The organism is Pseudoduganella sp. jia 12 (assembly GCF_055502675.1).
In genome coordinates, this window is sequence record NZ_JBUXKP010000011.1 from 42452 (window position 1) to 59122 (window position 16671).

A 16671-nucleotide genomic window follows, 5' to 3' on the forward strand; every position below is an offset into this window, starting at 1 on the left:
CCATGAATATGACTCCGCAGGAAATCGTCGGCGAACTGGACAAGCACGTCGTTGGCCAGGGCAAGGCAAAGAAAGCCGTGGCGATCGCGCTGCGCAACCGCTGGCGGCGGCAGCAGGTCGAGGAACCGCTGCGCCATGAAATCACGCCGAAGAACATCCTGATGATCGGCCCCACCGGTGTCGGCAAGACCGAGATCGCGCGCCGGCTGGCCAAGCTGGCCGATGCCCCGTTCATCAAGGTGGAAGCCACCAAGTTCACCGAGGTGGGCTACGTGGGCCGCGACGTGGACACGATCATCCGCGACCTGATCGACATCGGCATCAAGCAGACGCGCCAGGCCGAGATGATCAAGGTGCGCGCCCGTGCCGAGGATGCGGCGGAAGACCGCGTACTCGACATCCTGCTGCCGCCGCCGCGCGATTTCGGCTTCTCGGCGAGCAACGATGCGCCGGCCGAGAAGGACACCACGCGCCAGACGTTCCGCAAGCGCCTGCGCCAAGGCGAACTCGACGACAAGGAGATCGAGATCGAACTGGCCGAGCAGGCGCCGCAGATGGAAATCATGGCGCCGCCCGGCATGGAGGAAATGACGGAACAGATCAAGTCGATGTTCGCCGGTGTGGGCGGCAACCGCAAGAAAGCCCGCAAGATCAAGATCCGCGAAGCGATGAAGCTGCTGCTGGACGAGGAAGCTGCCAAGCTCGTCAATGAAGACGAGATGAAGCAGAAGGCGATCCAGAACGTGGAGCAGAACGGCATCGTGTTCCTGGACGAGATCGACAAGATCGCGTCGCGCTCCGAATCGGGTAGTGCCGACGTGTCGCGCGCCGGCGTGCAGCGCGACTTGCTGCCGCTCGTCGAAGGCACCACGGTGAACACCAAGTACGGCATGATCAAGACGGATCACATCCTGTTCATCGCATCGGGCGCCTTCCACCTGGCCAAGCCATCGGACCTGATCCCCGAACTGCAGGGCCGCTTCCCGATCCGCGTGGAACTGGAATCGCTGTCGATCGCCGATTTCGAGCGCATCCTGACCAGCACCGACGCTTGCCTGACGCTGCAATACGCGGCGCTGCTGGCCACCGAAGGCGTGACGCTGGAGTTCGCACCTGCCGGCATCACGCGGCTGGCCGAGATCGCGTTCCAGGTCAACGAGCGCACCGAGAACATCGGCGCCCGCCGCCTGTACACGGTGATGGAAAAGCTGCTGGAAGAGATTTCGTTCTCGGCCTCCGATGCGGGCGACAAGCACATCGTCATCGATGCAGACTATGTGAACGGGCGACTGGAAGCGCTGTCCGTCAACGAAGACCTGTCGCGCTACGTACTGTGACGAACGTCAACCGAGCAATGGCAAACAAGGCACTGGCAACCCGGCAAAAGATGCGGCTCCGCGTCGAGCCGTCACAGGCTTACACGAAGCCGCGTAACCCGTTCGCCGCGCTGGCCAAGGCACGCGCGGCGGGCCCGCACGAGCGCAGCAAGTCCGCCGAGCGCCAGGCCGCCAAGGTGGCCATTGCCAAGTCCAAGCTGAAGCCGGATCCGGACGAATAGCACCGGTCCATGACGCAAAAAACTGGGGACGTACCCTGGTTTCCAGGAAATTTTCTGGAAACCAGGCGGTCCGGCGAACCGGTACGTCGCCAGTTCTACGTCCCAGTTCTATTTATCAAAAAATAGGGACGGACACTGTTTTGAGGAAATTTCCTCAAAAACAGGGTACGTCCCCAGTTTTATTGGGAGGTGACGGGTCGCTGCACAGGCCCCGTCTGCACCGGCGCGGGTTGGCCGGCCGGGCCAACCGGGGTGCCGGCCGGTGGCGTGACCAGTGGCGTCGGGGATGGCGTGGGCATCGGTGGCGGCGGGGCGGCGCGGTTCACGGGTGGCAGCGGCGCTGCGGTGGTGGACGAGACGCCGGCGTCCGACAGCAGGTCGAGCCGCTTCTGCACGCCGCCATCGAGCAGCGTCACGGAGCGCGGCTGCACGTCCTGCACGGTGACGCCGGGCGCCACTTCCTTGCCGAGCGGGTAGGCTTTTGGCGTATCGCCGCTCGTGGCGATGATGGCCACGCTGCCGCGGCCGTCGCGGGCGGCCACCACGCCGCGCAATTCATAGGTGCTGGCGGTGGCCACGGTGGCCTGCCCGCCGAACAGCCCCAGCGCGGCGTCGACCGGTGGCGGCGGCGTTTCCTGCACCGGCACCACGGCGATCGGCCGCTGCTGCGGCTTGAACAATTGCAGGCCCCAGTAGGCGGTGGACGCGGTCAGCGCCACCACGGCGGCCAGCGTGGCAATGGTTGGAAGGTGATGCGGCAAACGGTTCATTGAGGCTCCGATAATTCAGTCGATCAGCGCACCAGCTGGTTGATCTCGATGATCGGCATCAGCACGGCCAGCACGATCAGCAGCACCACGACACCCATGGCCAGGATCAGTGCCGGCTCCAGCAGCCCGGCGATCGTCAGCGTGCGGCGTTCCAGGTCCGCTTCCTGCGCGGCGGCGGCGCGCTCCAGCATGGCCGGCAGCTCGCCGGTGATTTCGCCGGCGCGGATCATGTGGATCAGCATCGGCGGGAAGTGCTTTTGCGCCGACAGCGCCCGTGCCAGGCTGACGCCTTCGCGCACCGCGTCGCTGGCCTCTTCCACCAGCTGGCGCATGGCCACGTTCGACAGCGTATCGCGGCTTGTTTCCAGCGCGCGCAGGATCGGCACACCGGAGCCGGTGGTGATCGCCAGCGTGCTGGCGAAGCGCGACGTGTTCAGGCTGCGCTCGAACTTGCCGTACAGCGGCGCGGTCAGCAGCCACGTGTGCCAGCGCGTTTTCAGCGCGATGTTCTGCAGGGCGCGGCGCCATGCGATCCAGCCGCCGATCAGCAAGACCAGCACGACCAAGCCGTAGTTGCGCACGAAGTCCGATACGGCCAGCATGATCACCGTGAGCAGCGGCAGCTTCTGCTTGGTATTGGAAAACACGGAGACGATCTGCGGCACCACGTAGGTGAGCAGGAAAATCACGATCGCGAACGCTACCACCGTGACGATCGCCGGATACGTGAACGCCAGCCGCACCTTCTGCACGAGCGCATTGCGGCGCTCGATGTAGTCGGCCAGCCGCGACAGCACGCGCGACAGCTGGCCGATCTGCTCGCCCGATGCCACCAGCGCGCGATAAATCTCGGCGAAGTCGCGCGGATGGCGCTTGAGCACGTCGGACAGCGCGGCGCCGCCGATCACCTCGGACCGGATCGATGCAATCAGGTCGCGCACATACGGCCGCTCGGCCTGTTCCAGCAATGCGGTAAACGCCTGCTCCAGCGGCAGGCCGGCTTCCAGCAGGCTGGCCATCTGGCGCGTGAACAGGGCCAGCTCCGTCGTCGACAGCTTTTCGCCCAGTCCGCGCCGCGCCGATGCACCGCTGGCATCGACCTGCGCCGCGATGGTATCGACCTTGATCGGTACGAGTCCCTTTGCGCGCAGGTCGGCGCGCGCGGCGCGCGGGCTGTCCGCGTTGACGACGCCCTTCTTCGTGGCGCCGCCCGCATCGACGGCTTCATAACGGAATGCCGGCATTCAGTTCATCCTCACGCTTAATCCTTGGCGACGCGCAGCAGCTCGGCCAGCGTCGTGGTGCCGTTCGCGAGCCAGCGCTCGCCGTCGTCGCGCATCGTCGTCATGCCGTCCGCCAGCGCCGTGTCCTTGATCACGGCCTCGGAAGAGCGATCGTGGATCTGCGCGCGGATCCGGTCCGTCGTCTGCAGCAGCTCGTAGATACCCACGCGGCCCTGGTAGCCCGTCTGGCCGCAGGCGTCGCAGCCGACCGCGTGCCACGTTTGTCCGTCGAACGATTTGCATTCGCCGCACAGCTTGCGCACCAGCCGCTGCGCCAGCACGCCCAGCAGCGACGACGACAGCAGGAACGGCTCGATGCCCATGTCCAGCAGGCGCGTCACGGCGGAAGCGGAATCGTTGGTGTGCAGGGTTGCCAGCACCAGGTGGCCCGTCAGCGATGCCTGCACGGCGATCTGCGCCGTTTCCAGGTCGCGGATCTCGCCGATCATGATCACGTCAGGATCCTGGCGCAGGATCGCTCGCAGCGCCTTCGCGAACGTCATGTCGATGCGCGAGTTCACCTGCGTTTGCCCCACGCCGGCCAGGTCGTATTCGATCGGATCCTCGACGGTGAGGATGTTCGTGGTGGTCGAGTTCAGCAGCGACAGCGCTGCATACAGCGTCGTCGTCTTGCCGGAACCGGTCGGGCCCGTGACCAGCACGATACCGTGCGGCTGCGCGAGCAACCCGTTGAACTGCGCCAGCATCGGCTCGCTCATGCCCAGGTGCTGCAAGTCCAGGCGCCCTGCTTCCTTGTCCAGCAGGCGCAGCACGGCGCGTTCGCCGTGGCCGGTGGGCAGCGTGGACACGCGCACGTCCACGGGCTTGCCGCCCACGCGCAAGGTGATGCGGCCATCCTGCGGCAGGCGCTTTTCGGCGATGTCCAGCTGCGCCATGATCTTGATCCGCGAAATCAGCGAGCCGTGGATCGCCTTCCTCGGCTTGACGATGTCGCGCAGCGAGCCGTCGACGCGGAAGCGCACCACGGAAATCTGCTCGAACGGCTCCACGTGGATGTCCGACGCGCCATCGCGCAGGGCTTGCGTCAGCAGCGCGTTGATCATGCGGATGACCGGCGCATCGTCGGAGGATTCCAGCAGGTCCTCGATGGCCGGCACGTCCTGCAGCAGGCGTGTCAGGTCGAGGTCGGCGTCGAATTCGTCGGCCACCTGCGACACGTCGCCGCCGGTGCCCGCGTAGGCCGCGGCGATCGCTTCCTCGAGCTGGGCCCGCGGCACGGGTTTCAACTGGATGCGGCCGAAGCGGCGCGACACTTCGGCGATCGCGGAAGGCGCGGTGGCATTCGAGACCAGCACCTCGACCGTGCCATCGCGCTCGCCGCCTTTCGCCAGCACGAGGAAGTCGCGGGCGAAGGCGTAGGGAAGGAGATTATCCATGATGCTGCCTGTTCAGATGGGTGGGCATCACTGCTGCGGCGTCGTTTGTGGCATCGTTGGCGGCACCGGCTGGGCCGCTCCCGGCGCCCCAGCCGGCACGGGTGCCGCCGGCACCGGCGCGGCCACGGTCGGCGAGCCGACCGGCACGCCGTTGTTCAGCGCGGGCAGTTGCGGCCCGCCCAGCTGGCGCAGCAGGATCGTGTCGCTCGGCGTGAACTCGGCGCCGGATGCGCGCATGTAGTCGTAGCGGTCCGCGGCCAGGCTCATGCTCTGCTCCTTGTTGCGGATGACCACCGGGCGCAGGAACACCATCAGGTTGGTTTTCTTGCGCGCCCGCGTGTTGTACTTGAACAGGTTGCCCAGCACGGGGATGTCGCCCAGGCCGCGCACCTTTTCCACGCCGTCGGATGCCGTATCCTCGATCAGGCCGCCCAGCACGATGACCTGGCCATCGTCGGCGATCACATTGTTCTCGATGACACGCGTGTTCAGGATGATGCCGGACGTCGACGAGGTCGACGACTGGTCCACCGACGACGATTCGTTGTAGATCGCCAGCTTGATCGTGCCGCCTTCGGAGATCTGCGGCTTCACCTTCAGCGTCAGGCCCACGTCCTTGCGGTCGATGGTCTGGAACGGGTTGGTATTGGTGCCGGAACTCGTGGTGAACTGGCCGGTCAGGATCGGCACGTTCTGGCCCACGCGGATGGTGGCCACTTCATTGTCCAGCGTGATCATGTTCGGCGTGGACAGGATATTGCCGCTGCCGGTCGATTCCAGCGTGCGGGCCACGGCGCCCAGGCCAAGCTTGCCGCCCGCGAGCTGCTTGAAGATGCCGATCGTCAGGCCATTGCCGGGTGCCGCGTCGCCGTTGTAAACGTTGACCAGGTTGTTGCCGCCGCTGGAGAACGACTGCAGCCCGCCGATGCGGTAGTCGCTGTTGCTGTTGCCGGAAGCGCCCACCCACTGCACGCCGAATTCGGAGGCCTTGTCGACCGATACCTCGACGATCAGCGCCTCGATGTAGACCTGGGCGCGGCGCACGTCGAGCTGGTCGATCACGGCGCGCAGGTTGCGGTAGATGGCTTCCGGCGCCGTGATGATCAGCGTGTTGGTCGACGCGTCGGCCTGGATGAAACCGGCGGTGCCGCCCGTGGTGCCCTGCTGCGTGCCGGTGCGGTTCGCCGACAGCAGCGGATTCGTCGGCCCCGAATTCTGCGACGACATGCCGGCCTGGCCGATCGTGTTGTTGGCGCCGGTCTGCATCGTGGCCTGGTTGTTCAGCGCATTGCCGGACGTGCCGCTGTTGGCCGGCGTTTCACCCGACATCACGGCGCGCAGTGTTTCGGCCAGCTGGGTGGCATCGGCATTCTTCAGGTACACCACGTGCACGTTGCCCGACTGCGAGGTCGGCATATCCAGCTTGGCGATCAGGGAACGGGCGAGGTTGGCACGTGCCACGGAGGGCGCGCGCAGCACCAGCGAATTGGTGCGTGGATCGGCCAGCACCGAAACCTGCCCGCCGCCGTCGCCGCCCTTGCCCGGTTCCATCAGCTTGTTGATCATCGACGCGATGTCGCTGGCGATCGCGTGGCGCACCGGGATCACGTCCATGTCCGCCGAAGCCGGCGTGTCCATCGCCGCGATGATCTTCGACAGCCGCTTCAGGTTGTCCGCGTAGTCGGTGATCACCAGCGTGTTGTTGCCGGGGTTCGCATTGATCGTGTTGTTCGTGGAGATCAGCGGCCGCAGCACGCCGACGAGATTCGCCGCCGATTCATGATTGAGCTGGAAGACCTGGGTGGCAATCTGGTCGCCCTTCGGCGCCGCCTGCCCTTTCACGATGGTCGGCGTGGCCTGCAGCTTTGCTTCCGCTTCGGGCACCACTTTCGCATAGCCGTCGCCACTGACGATCGCATAGCCCTGCAGCCGCAGTGCGGACGTGAGCAGCGCAAAGGCCTGGGACTTGCTGATCGATTTCTCCGATACGAGCGTGATCGTGCCTTTTACGCGGGGATCGATCAGGAACGTGATGTTGGTGTAATGGCCTACCGCCTTGATGACGGATTCGATATCGGCACCGACGAAGTTCAGCGCGGCTTCATCCTGCGGCGCCGCCCAGGCCGGCCCCATGGAAGAAGACAGCACGCAGCACAGCAGCGCGCCGGCGGACAGGCGCCGCAGCGCGGGAAGTTGATATTTGCTTGCAGTTTTCATTATCTGAACTCGAGTGCGATGATGTTTTTGCCGCCGATAGTGCGGCGCTGGCCCAGCAGGTTGAGCAGGTTGCCCAGGGTGTCTTCATAGCCGGCGGCCGCTTCGGCCTGGCCGGAAAATTGCAGGCGGCCATTGCGCAACTGGCCGCTGCCGGACAGCAGCAGCGGCCCTTTCACGGACGCCAGCGCGACGGCGGCCTGCTGGCCTTTCCAGTCCAGCGCCAGCTGGTAGCTGCCCAGTGGCCGGATCGGCGCCAGGCGCGACGATACGTCGTCCATCTGCAGCGTTGTCACGCCATTGACCAGGATGTTCCGGTTTTCCAGCGCCAGCCCGAGCGACGTCCACGCCAGCTGCAGCCGGCCGGACAGCGCGAGCGTGTTCAGCGGCGCTCCCAGGCCGGCCAGGCCGTCGGCCGGCAGCTTGAGGGCCGCAGGGCTCAGTTGCCAGGCGCGCCAGCTGCCCGTGAAGTTCACCGGTTGCGTCAGCGCTTCCGGGTTGTCCAGTTCCATGCGCACGCTGCCCAGCAGCGAGAGCGGCGACAGCTTCCAGGCGAAGCGCCCCGGCAGCAGCGGCGTCACGGCGCTGCTGCCGCTGGCGGCGCCGCCGACGAATGCCGAGCCGCGCCACAGCGTGCCTTGCGCGTCGCCCAGCGTCAGCCGCCCGCCCGTCTGCTTCTCCACCAGTGCGGCCACCCAGGTCGCCGGGAAGAAGACGAGCAGCGTGAGGACCGCGGTGATCGCGATCGCCAGCAGCCACAGGATGGTGCGCTTCATCGGCTGCCCGCTTCCTGGCGCAACGTGAGCGTGGCGTCGACGAGGCCGGCGCTGTCTTCCCTGCCGCCCTGCGTGCCGATCTTCGCTTCCTGCACGGCGAGCCGTTCCTCGCGCCGCGCGGCATCGAGCCACGTGGCGAGGCCGGCGAACTGCACGCCCTTGAAATCCACCTTCACGTAGTCGCCGGTCACGGCGAGGGTCTGCGGGGTCAGGCCGCGCGCCGCGAGTGCCGCGTTCAGCCTTTCCTGCGACAGCGGCTGCACCTGTGCCGGCGGCTGCGCCCCCAGCTGCGCCGCCTGCGCGGCAAGCGCCTGCATTTCCGCCGTCTGCTGGCGCAGTTCCGGCAGTTCCTTGCGCAACCGGTCGCGGCCCGTCAGCGCCGGGTCGACCAGGACCGCATAGACCAGCGCCAGGCCGACGACGATGCCGCCTGCCGTGAGGAACCGGCGCTCCTGCTCGGTGCGTGCGCTCCAGAATCCCGCAACCGACACGCGAAGGCCGGCAAGTCCATTTTTTACATCGCTCACGATTTGCCTCCCGCGCGCAGTTCCCATGTTCCCGCGCCCGTTTCCGTCAACGTCAACCCGCGCGGTGCCAGTTGCGCCTGCACTTGCGCCAGGGCGCCGCCGTCGACGCTGTTCGGTTTCAGGCGCACGACCAGCGCCCGTTCGCGGTACTCGAGGCCGGCCACGACGTCGCGCCGTGGCAGCGCTCCCAGCGCTTCGCCGAATGCCGCGGCCAGCGCCGTGAAGTCATCGCCAGCCGTTTCACCGCTGCCCGCTTTCGCACGCGCGAGGTTGCCGCGCAACTGCGCAGCTGGATCGAGCACCACTTTTTCATTCGGGTAGGCGGCACGGAAAATCTGCACCATCGACTGGCGCAAGCCCTCGGCCTCGCGCTTCATGCGCAGCCATTCCACGTTCAGCGCCACAAGATTGACCAGCACCGCCAGCAGGGCCAGACGCAGCGGCCAGCGCCACTGCTTCCATGCCTGCGCCCGGGCGCCATTCGCCGCGCCGAGGCCTGCCGCCAGGTCGAGCTGCACGGCCTTGCTGGCCGCGATACGGTGCGCCCAGTGCTCCTCTTCCAGCGTAATGCCGGCCACCGGTGCCGCCGTGGACTGCAGCAGCGATTCGTACTGCGCGCGCTGCGCCGCCGGCACGTACAGCGTGACGGGCGCTTCGCCAGCCAGTGCGCGCAGCACCTGCAGCGCGGCATCGGGCTGCGCCGGCAGCGCCAGGCCGATGCCTTCGTAGGGGCCGGTGCGCAATGTGAGCTCCATGCCACCTTCGTCGTTGGCAAGCAATGCGGACACGCCGCCCGGTGCCAGCGGCAGGCACAGTTGCGCGGGCAGCGCGGACACGGCGCGCGCGCCCTGCTGGACCAGCGCCTTCACCAGCACCTCCAGCCATGCGCGCTGCACCACGGCCACCGTGCGTTCGCCGCTGCCGGGCTGCGCCGGGCCGAGCGCGAACACGCAGTCGTCCGGGTCGCCCAGCAACTGTTCCTCGACGAGGTTCGGCAGCGCCGCCTTCAGGCGGCTGCCGGTCAATGGCGGCACCGCCACGCGCAACAGCGTCACGTCGGCCGCCGCCAGCAGCAGCACCACCTTGCGGCTAGCCGCCACCAGGTCGCCCAGCTTGCCCGGCGCGCCGGCGCCCTGCTGCATTACGTTGCCACCGTCGCCCACCTGCGCATAGGCGCAGGCAGCGCCGATGTCGACCGCGGCGGCGCGGGCCGGGTAGCTTATGTAGAGAGTCGTCAAAACGGTTTGCTTTCCTTAGATTTCCCGGATCCACACGAGGCTGATCGGCTCGCCAGGTTTTCCGCGCTTGATCAGGGCCCACGATTCCAGTGCCGCCCGGTCCAGGCGCACCTGGCTCAGCACGAGGAACCAGTCGCTGCGCACGTCGAGCGTCGTCAGATTCTTCCTGCCGTTCGTGACCGCATTGGTGGTCAACCCTGTCCGCTTGCGCGATGCCACCAGCGATTGCGCTTCGGACAGCGGCATGCCGTCCACGCTCGCCGCCAGCACCTCGGCCGGTGCGGTGTTCACATTCACCGGCGTTTTCATCGGCAGCACGACCACGTAGTCGCGCAGCCGCTCGACCGCGGCTTGCGGGAAACCGACCGCAAGCAGGTCTTCCACGCGCTGGAGCGCCATCGGCGCGCTCCCGGTTTCGGCTTGCCCCGGCGTCGGCCTGGACTTCATTGCATACTGCGCTGCGGACTGCGCCAGGCCGGCATCGAGCTGCAGCAGCGTCAACAGCTTGGCAAATGCGTTGACCTCATCACTCGTCAGGCTGGACGCCTCGGCCAAATTCGTCAGATTGTAACGCGACTGGGCATCATAAATCTGACCCTGCAAGGTCGCATCGTAATCCTCGCCTTCAACCCGTTCGCGCTCCACGTACTGGTCCAGCCGCGTCTCGGCCAGCGGCGTGGCCCACACGCCGTCGGCGCGTGTAATCGACTGATTGTCCAGGCCATCCTGCCGCAGGATCAGCCGCGCCCAGTCCAGCGCACCGCGCAGGATCCAGCGCGTCTGCAGGTGCAGCCGCTGGTTTTCCACGGAACGCACCTGCACCTGCTGCTGCCAGAACAGGCTGGCGACGATCGTGACCGCCAAGGTCGTCAGCAGCAGGGCGGTGACGACGGCGACGCCGCGCTGGCGCTGCAGGTCACGCATCATGTATCCCCCAGCAGCAGCACTTTTACCATCGGATTCGGCTCGCGCATCAATTGCAGCGACATTTCCAGGCCATCCGGCTCGTTCACCGTGGGGCTGGCGCCCGCGGTGCCACCGGTACCGGACGCGCCGCCGGTACTGTTCTGTGGCGCGGTCCAGGCACCGTTCACCCACAGGCGCACGCCCATGCCGGACACGCCGGCATGCAGGGCCACGCCCGGCACCGGGTCGGCGTCCGAGATCGCGGCCTGCCACAGCGCATCGAGCTGCACGAGATCGCGCGTGGCGGCCGATTCGCGCCGTGCCAGCACGCCATTGCGCAAACGATAGCTGACCACCACCAGTTGCGTAGGGCCCTGGTCGGGCGCGTGGGTGCGCACGAAGATCAGCCGCAGGTTGTCCGCCACCAGGTTTTGCCGTTGCCCCATTATTTCCTTGCCGGCCAACTGTTCGAGGTCGTTCTGCAACTGCGCGAACGCGAGCTGTATACCGCGCGTGTGTTCCATCTGCTGCGTGAGCGAGGCGCGCGAGCGCAGGATGCTGTCCAGCCCTCGCCAGCCCAGCACGGCCACGATGGCCAGGATGGTGATGGCCACCAGCAGTTCAATCAGCGTAAAACCGTTGGCCTTGCACGCGCGTCGCATCATTTCAGCACCAGTTGTACCAGCTTAATGATGCGGCGCTGCGGCCTGGCGGCGTCGTACACGGACACTTCCACGCGCCGCAGCAGCGGGTTCGGCGAGATGATCACTTCTTCCTCGCACTGCAGCTGCAGGTCGCCCTGCGGGCACGCGAACGATGTCTTGCCGACCGACGGGAACACCTTGCCGAGACGGATCTGCACCAGGCGGTTCTCGGCCGACCAGGTGGCCATCATCGTCGTGCGCAGGCCTTCGCTGTTGCGGGTCAGGCTGCCGATCGCCTGCAATGCGGCGACCAGCGCGGTGCCGACGATGAACAGCGCCACGAGCACTTCGAGCAGCGTGAACCCCGCCTGCTTGCCGTTTGCGGACCGCTTCATGTCATTCGACCGTGAAATGGCCGATGCCGTCGGCCCGCACCGCGGTGCGCACATCGCCATGGGCCAGCGTGAGCACGAACGGCTTGTCGACCGGTTCGCGGCCGAACACGATGCGCATGGGCGCGCCGGGAAGATTCGTGGGGGGATCGAGCAGCAGGGTCATCGGGGTGCGCTTGAATGCGCGTTCGCGCAGCATGTCGTCTTGCGGCAGCGTCTTCCATTCGCGCCCTTCGCGCACCAGGAAGCGGTAGCCCTGCGCGCCCGCTTCGAATGCGATCGGCCGATTGCGCACGATCGCTTCGTCGCGCGCCAGCTGCAGCAGCAAGGCCACGCGCTGCGCTTCCTGCTGCATTGCCTGCCGCCCGCTCGGCGCCACGTTCATCGTGACCAGTCCCAGCGTGAGGCCGATAATGACCAGCACCACCAGCAGCTCGATCAGGGTGAAGCCGCGCTGGCGCATGCTACGTGGTCAGGCTCAGTTTTCCCAGGAGCCGATGTCGGCATCCTCGCCGGTACCGCCCGGCTGGCCGTCGGCGCCGGTCGAGAACACGTCCACCTCGCCCTTGATGCCCGGCGACAGGTACTGGTACTGGAAGCCCCATGGATCCTTGGGCATCTTTTCCAGATAGCCGCCTTCCTTCCAGCCATTGGCCGCCGGGCCGGACGTGGGCTTCACCAGCAGCGCCTGCAGGCCCTGTTCGGTGGTCGGATAGCGCGTGTTGTCGAGCTTATACAGTTTCAACGATTGCATGATCGTGGCAATGTCGACCTTTGCCGCGGCGATTTTCGATTCGCCGGTGCGCGACAGCAGCTTCGGCACCACGAGCGCGGCCAGCACGCCCATGATGACGACGACCACCATGATTTCGATGAGGGTGAAACCACGCGCGCGGCGCGTGAGATGGAGACCAGTTTTCATGAAGCTCGATGAAAATGCAGAGTGCGGAAGTATAAGCCTGAATTGCTACACGACGGTGAAAAAGGAGGTAAAGAGAAGTTACTTGAAAACAGCGGTTCTGGCTTTACCTGCTTATTGGCCGCAGACCGGGCAACCGCCGGCGCGGCCTACGCCGATGCTGCTCCACTCCATGCGCAGGCCGTCGAGCAGCAGTAGCCGGCCGGCCAGCGACGTGCCGATGCCCATCACGATCTTCAATGCCTCGGCCGCCTGCATCGCACCGACGACACCCACCAATGGCGCGAACACGCCCATCGTCGAACACGCCACGTCCTCGAACGCCTGGTCCTGCGGGAACAGGCACGAGTAGCATGGCGCGCCGTCGCTGCGGGGATCGAAGACGCTGACCTGGCCGTCGAAACGGATCACCGCGCCGGAGACGAGCGGCACGCGCGCCGCCACGCAGGCGCGGTTGACCGCGTGGCGGGTCGCGAAATTGTCGGTGCAGTCGAGGACCACGTCGCTCGCGGCGGCCAGTTCGGCGAGGCGGGCATCGTCGACGCGCTCGATCAGCGCGGTTACCTGCACGTCCGGGTTGATCGCGGCGATCGACTCCTTCGCCGACAGCGCCTTGGGCTGGCCAACGCGCGCCGTGGTGTGGGCGATCTGGCGCTGCAGGTTCGTGAGATCGACATCATCGTCGTCGACGATCGTCAGGTGGCCCACGCCGGCCGACGCGAGATACAGCGCCGCCGGCGAGCCGAGGCCGCCGGCGCCGATGACGAGCACGCGCGCGGCCAGGAGTTTCTGCTGCCCCTCGATGCCGATCTCGTCGAGGAGGATATGCCGCGAATAACGCAGCAGCTGCTGGTCGTTCATTCCGTCGCTTGTTTGCTCACCCATGTGCTTACTTCACCTGCGACGGCGGTGCCTTTTTATCTTCCGGCTTGATCACGTCCGTCTTCGTCTCCGGCTTGACGAGGATTTCCTCGGCGCGTTTTTCCGCCGGCGTATCGGCCTTGGCCAGCTTTACCGGCAAGCCCTTGAAGTGGTTCAGGGCCTGGGCAAGCTGGAAATCTTCCTTGCTGCCGAATTCGACGGGCTTCTGCCGTTTGGCCAGCGCCAGGATGCGCTGTTCTTCTTCCAGCTCGTCGTGGCGCACCGGGCGGCTTTCCTTGTCGTCGCCGGACAGGTGTTTTTCCAGGTCGGCCTCGCGCAGCCGCAGGCTGTTCAGGCCATCGCCTTCGGCCGTTTCATCCACGTGCACGTCCGGTTCGATGCCCTTGGCCTGGATCGCCCGACCCTTCGGCGTGTAGTAGCGCGCGGTCGTGAGCTTGACGGCCGTGTCGGCGGTCAGCTGGCGCAGCGTCTGCACCGAGCCCTTGCCGAACGTGGTGCTGCCCATCACGATGGCGCGCTTGTAGTCCTGCAGCGCGCCGGCCACGATCTCGGAAGCCGACGCGGAACCGGCATTGACGAGCACCACCAGCGGCACCGTCTTCACGGCCGCGGGCAGCTTCGCCAGCGGATCGCCCGGGTGGCGGCCGGCATAGTATTCCGGCCGCGCATAGAAGGTCTGCTTCGAATCGGCCAACTGGCCGTTGGTGGAAACGACCACCGAATCCTTCGGCAGGAACGCGGCCGATACGCCGATCGCGCCCGGCACCACGCCGCCCGGGTCGTTGCGCAGGTCCAGCACGATGCCCTTGATGTCCGGATTCTTCTCGTACAGGCCCGAGAGCTTCTTGACCATTTCATCGACGGTGGGCTCCTGGAACTGCGAAATGCGCAGCCACACGTAGCCTGGCTCCACCAGCTTGGCCTTCACGCTCTGTACGCGGATCTCCTCGCGCATGATCGGCATGATCAGCGGCTTGTCCTGGCCCTTGCGGGAAATCGTCAGCACGACCTTGGTGCGCGGCTCGCCGCGCATCTTCTTGATCGACTCGTCGAGCGACAGGCCTTTCAGCGGCACATTGTCGATGCGGGTGATCAGGTCGCCGGAGCGGATGCCGGCCTTGAACGCCGGTGTATCCTCGATCGGCGACACCACTTTCACGTAGCCATCCTCGGTGGAGACTTCGATGCCGATGCCGACGAACTTGCCCTGCACCGACTCGCGCATTTCGCGGAATGCCTTTTCGTCCAGGTACACCGAATGCGGATCGAGCGACGACACCATGCCGGCGATCGCTTCCTGCAGCAGCTTCTTGTCGTCGACGTTTTCCACGTAATCGGTCTTGATCAGGCCGAACACGTCCGACAGCTGGCGCAACTCTTCCAGCGGCAATGGGGCGTCGATCCGCTGGGCGAGCGCGGAAAAGTTCATGGAGGCGGCAACGCCGGCCACCATGCCCAGGCCGATCAGGCCAATACTCTTGAGTTTGTTACCCATTGATGTCCACTGAGGATGTTCCACTGAGGTGCTACAGCAAGGCGGCGGCACCCGGTGCCAGGGTCGCTTCCCTGGCACCCGGCCCGGAAAAGGGTGCCTGTCACCGGTTTTTCACCGGTTTTTCACCGGTTTTGTCCGAAGTCTTGTCAGAACTTTTGTTAAAACTTCACCCATCCGGCAGGATCGAACGCCCGGCCCTGGTGGCGCAACTCGAAGTATAAACCCGATTCCTCGTTGCCACCGCTGTTGCCGGCGGCGGCGATGACGTCGCCGCCCTTGACCACGTCGCCCACGCGCTTGAGCAGCGACTGGTTGTTGCCATAGATGCTCATGTACTGGCCGCCATGGTCGACGATGATCAGGTTGCCGAAACCGCGCAGCCAGTCGGCGAACACGACGCGGCCCTGCGCCACGCTGCGGATCTCGGCGCCTTCTCCGGCCAGGATGAAGACCCCTTTCCAGCTGGGGCCGTCCCCGCGCTTGCTGCCGAAGCGGGCGGCCACGCGCCCTCCTACCGGGGCGCGCATCTGCCCTTTCAGGCTGGCGAACGCGCCGGCCGGTGCCGCCGGCGCCAGTGCGACATCGGACGGGCGTGCCGCGGCTTCCTCGCGCGGTTCAGGCTTCACGGGCTCGCGCTGCACGATTTTCGGTTCCGGCTTCGGCTCGGGCTTCTGGGCAATCCTCGCTTCCCTGTCCTGCGCTTCTTTCTGTGCCTGCTTCTGTGCCTGCGTCTGTGCCTGGCGCTGTTCCCGGCTTTCGCGCGCCAGCCGTTCGCGTTCGGCCTTGGCCTTTGCCGCGGCAAGCGCCCGCGCTTCCGCTTCCGCCCTGGCTTTCGCGGCGCGCTGTGCCGCCAGCCGCTCCTGGCGTGCCTTTTCGGCCGCGGCGGCACGCGCCTGTTCCTCGATCAGCTTGTTCAGCCGTGTCACCAGCGCGCCCATGCGCTGTTCGTCACGCTCGATGCGGCCGACTTCCTTGCGCTGCGTATCGAGTTTTTGCGACAGGTTCGCCACCAGCGCGGCGTGCTTTGCCTTCTGCTGTTCCAGCACGGTTTTCTGCTGGCGTTCTTCCTCGGCGATTTCCACCAGCTCGTCCCGGGCGTTCTGCGCCTCGGCCTGGTTGATTTCCACCGCCGCGAGGTTGGTGCGCAGCGATTCGATCAGCGCGGCCTGCGCCTGCGACACGTAGGACATCAGTTGCAGGTCGCGGTTGATGCGGTTCGGGTTGTCGCCGGAAAGCAGCAGCTTGATCCGGTCTTCGTTGCCGGCCACGTACTGCTCGCGCAGCAGCTTCGCCAGTTGCCCCTTCTGGCTGGCGATGGTGCCTGACAGCCGCTCGCGCTCCGTGGACAGCGTGGTGATCTTCGCCGTGGTGGCTTCGGTTTCGGCAGCCAGTTCACGCAACTGGCGGTTGGCATTCGAGATCGCCTCTTCGGATTCGGCCAGCGTGTCGGCCGCATCCTCGCGTGCGGTCTCGGTCTGGCCGATATCGCGCTTCAAGGCATTGAGTTTTTGCTGCAGCGCGGCGCGCTCCGCCTCGGCGGCGGCTTTCTGCTTGCTGCGGTTGGTCTGTTTGGCTGCGGCGAGGGCATCGCCCCCGCCGAAGACCAGCGCCGCGGCCACGGCCAGCGAGGTAAACAAGGCGCCGGCGCGCCGCGAACGGTTGACTGGCAT

The 16671-nt window shown here is 66.2% G+C and carries 17 protein-coding genes; 2 read left to right on the forward strand and 15 right to left on the reverse strand.

Annotation, left to right across the window (positions count from 1 at the left end; translation table 11 throughout):
* Positions 1–2: 2 nt before the first annotated feature.
* Positions 3–1337, forward strand: a complete 1335-nt coding sequence (gene hslU / locus ACY65G_RS22775) for an ATP-dependent protease ATPase subunit HslU (RefSeq protein ID WP_464999576.1) — start codon at positions 3–5, stop codon at positions 1335–1337.
* Between the two features lie 17 nt (positions 1338–1354).
* Positions 1355–1558 carry a hypothetical protein gene (locus ACY65G_RS22780; protein ID WP_464999577.1) on the forward strand — a complete coding sequence of 68 codons (204 nt, stop codon included), beginning with the start codon at positions 1355–1357 and terminating at the stop codon, positions 1556–1558.
* 179 nt (positions 1559–1737) lie between these two features.
* Here the strand turns inward: ACY65G_RS22780 and ACY65G_RS22785 are convergent, their stop codons facing one another.
* The 15 genes from ACY65G_RS22785 to ACY65G_RS22855 form a co-directional block, all read right to left on the reverse strand.
* A complete protein-coding gene (locus ACY65G_RS22785; RefSeq protein ID WP_464999578.1) occupies positions 1738–2328 on the reverse strand; it encodes a type II secretion system protein N in 591 nt (196 codons plus the stop codon).
* 23 nt (positions 2329–2351) lie between these two features.
* Entirely contained in the window at positions 2352–3572 is a 1221-nt protein-coding gene (gene gspF / locus ACY65G_RS22790) for a type II secretion system inner membrane protein GspF (protein WP_464999579.1), read from the reverse strand.
* A 17-nt stretch (positions 3573–3589) separates the two neighbouring features.
* A complete protein-coding gene (gene gspE, locus ACY65G_RS22795; RefSeq protein WP_464999580.1) occupies positions 3590–5008 on the reverse strand; it encodes a type II secretion system ATPase GspE in 1419 nt (472 codons plus the stop codon).
* Between the two features lie 27 nt (positions 5009–5035).
* Positions 5036–7225, reverse strand: coding sequence for a type II secretion system secretin GspD (gspD, locus tag ACY65G_RS22800; protein ID WP_464999581.1), 2190 nt, complete (start codon positions 7223–7225; stop codon positions 5036–5038).
* Positions 7225–7998 (reverse strand): type II secretion system protein N, encoded by a 774-nt coding sequence (gspN, locus tag ACY65G_RS22805; RefSeq protein WP_464999582.1) that lies wholly within the window; start codon positions 7996–7998, stop codon positions 7225–7227. The genes gspD and gspN overlap by 1 nt, the downstream gene beginning before the upstream one ends.
* Positions 7995–8525, reverse strand: coding sequence for a type II secretion system protein GspM (gspM, locus tag ACY65G_RS22810; protein WP_464999583.1), 531 nt, complete (start codon positions 8523–8525; stop codon positions 7995–7997). The genes gspN and gspM overlap by 4 nt, the downstream gene beginning before the upstream one ends.
* Complete coding sequence (gene gspL / locus ACY65G_RS22815; RefSeq protein WP_464999584.1) at positions 8522–9763, reverse strand: type II secretion system protein GspL; 1242 nt, start codon at positions 9761–9763, stop codon at positions 8522–8524. Before gspL ends, gspM begins: the two co-directional genes overlap by 4 nt.
* A 15-nt stretch (positions 9764–9778) precedes the next feature.
* On the reverse strand, positions 9779–10690 hold the full coding sequence (gspK, locus tag ACY65G_RS22820) for a type II secretion system minor pseudopilin GspK (protein WP_464999585.1): 912 nt from the start codon (positions 10688–10690) through the stop codon (positions 9779–9781).
* Positions 10687–11334 carry a PulJ/GspJ family protein gene (locus ACY65G_RS22825; RefSeq protein ID WP_464999586.1) on the reverse strand — a complete coding sequence of 216 codons (648 nt, stop codon included), beginning with the start codon at positions 11332–11334 and terminating at the stop codon, positions 10687–10689. Before ACY65G_RS22825 ends, gspK begins: the two co-directional genes overlap by 4 nt.
* Positions 11331–11708: a type II secretion system minor pseudopilin GspI gene (gene gspI, locus ACY65G_RS22830; protein ID WP_464999587.1), complete on the reverse strand. Its 378-nt coding sequence runs from the start codon at positions 11706–11708 to the stop codon at positions 11331–11333. The genes ACY65G_RS22825 and gspI overlap by 4 nt, the downstream gene beginning before the upstream one ends.
* 1 nt (position 11709) lies before the next feature.
* Positions 11710–12168 carry a type II secretion system minor pseudopilin GspH gene (gene gspH / locus ACY65G_RS22835; protein WP_464999588.1) on the reverse strand — a complete coding sequence of 153 codons (459 nt, stop codon included), beginning with the start codon at positions 12166–12168 and terminating at the stop codon, positions 11710–11712.
* 15 nt (positions 12169–12183) lie between these two features.
* Positions 12184–12627, reverse strand: a complete 444-nt coding sequence (gspG, locus tag ACY65G_RS22840; RefSeq protein ID WP_464999589.1) for a type II secretion system major pseudopilin GspG — start codon at positions 12625–12627, stop codon at positions 12184–12186.
* A 111-nt stretch (positions 12628–12738) separates the two neighbouring features.
* A complete protein-coding gene (locus ACY65G_RS22845; RefSeq protein WP_464999590.1) occupies positions 12739–13485 on the reverse strand; it encodes a HesA/MoeB/ThiF family protein in 747 nt (248 codons plus the stop codon).
* A 28-nt stretch (positions 13486–13513) separates the two neighbouring features.
* A complete protein-coding gene (locus ACY65G_RS22850; protein ID WP_464999591.1) occupies positions 13514–15001 on the reverse strand; it encodes a S41 family peptidase in 1488 nt (495 codons plus the stop codon).
* A gap of 158 nt (positions 15002–15159) precedes the next feature.
* Entirely contained in the window at positions 15160–16671 is a 1512-nt protein-coding gene (locus ACY65G_RS22855) for a murein hydrolase activator EnvC family protein (protein ID WP_464999592.1), read from the reverse strand.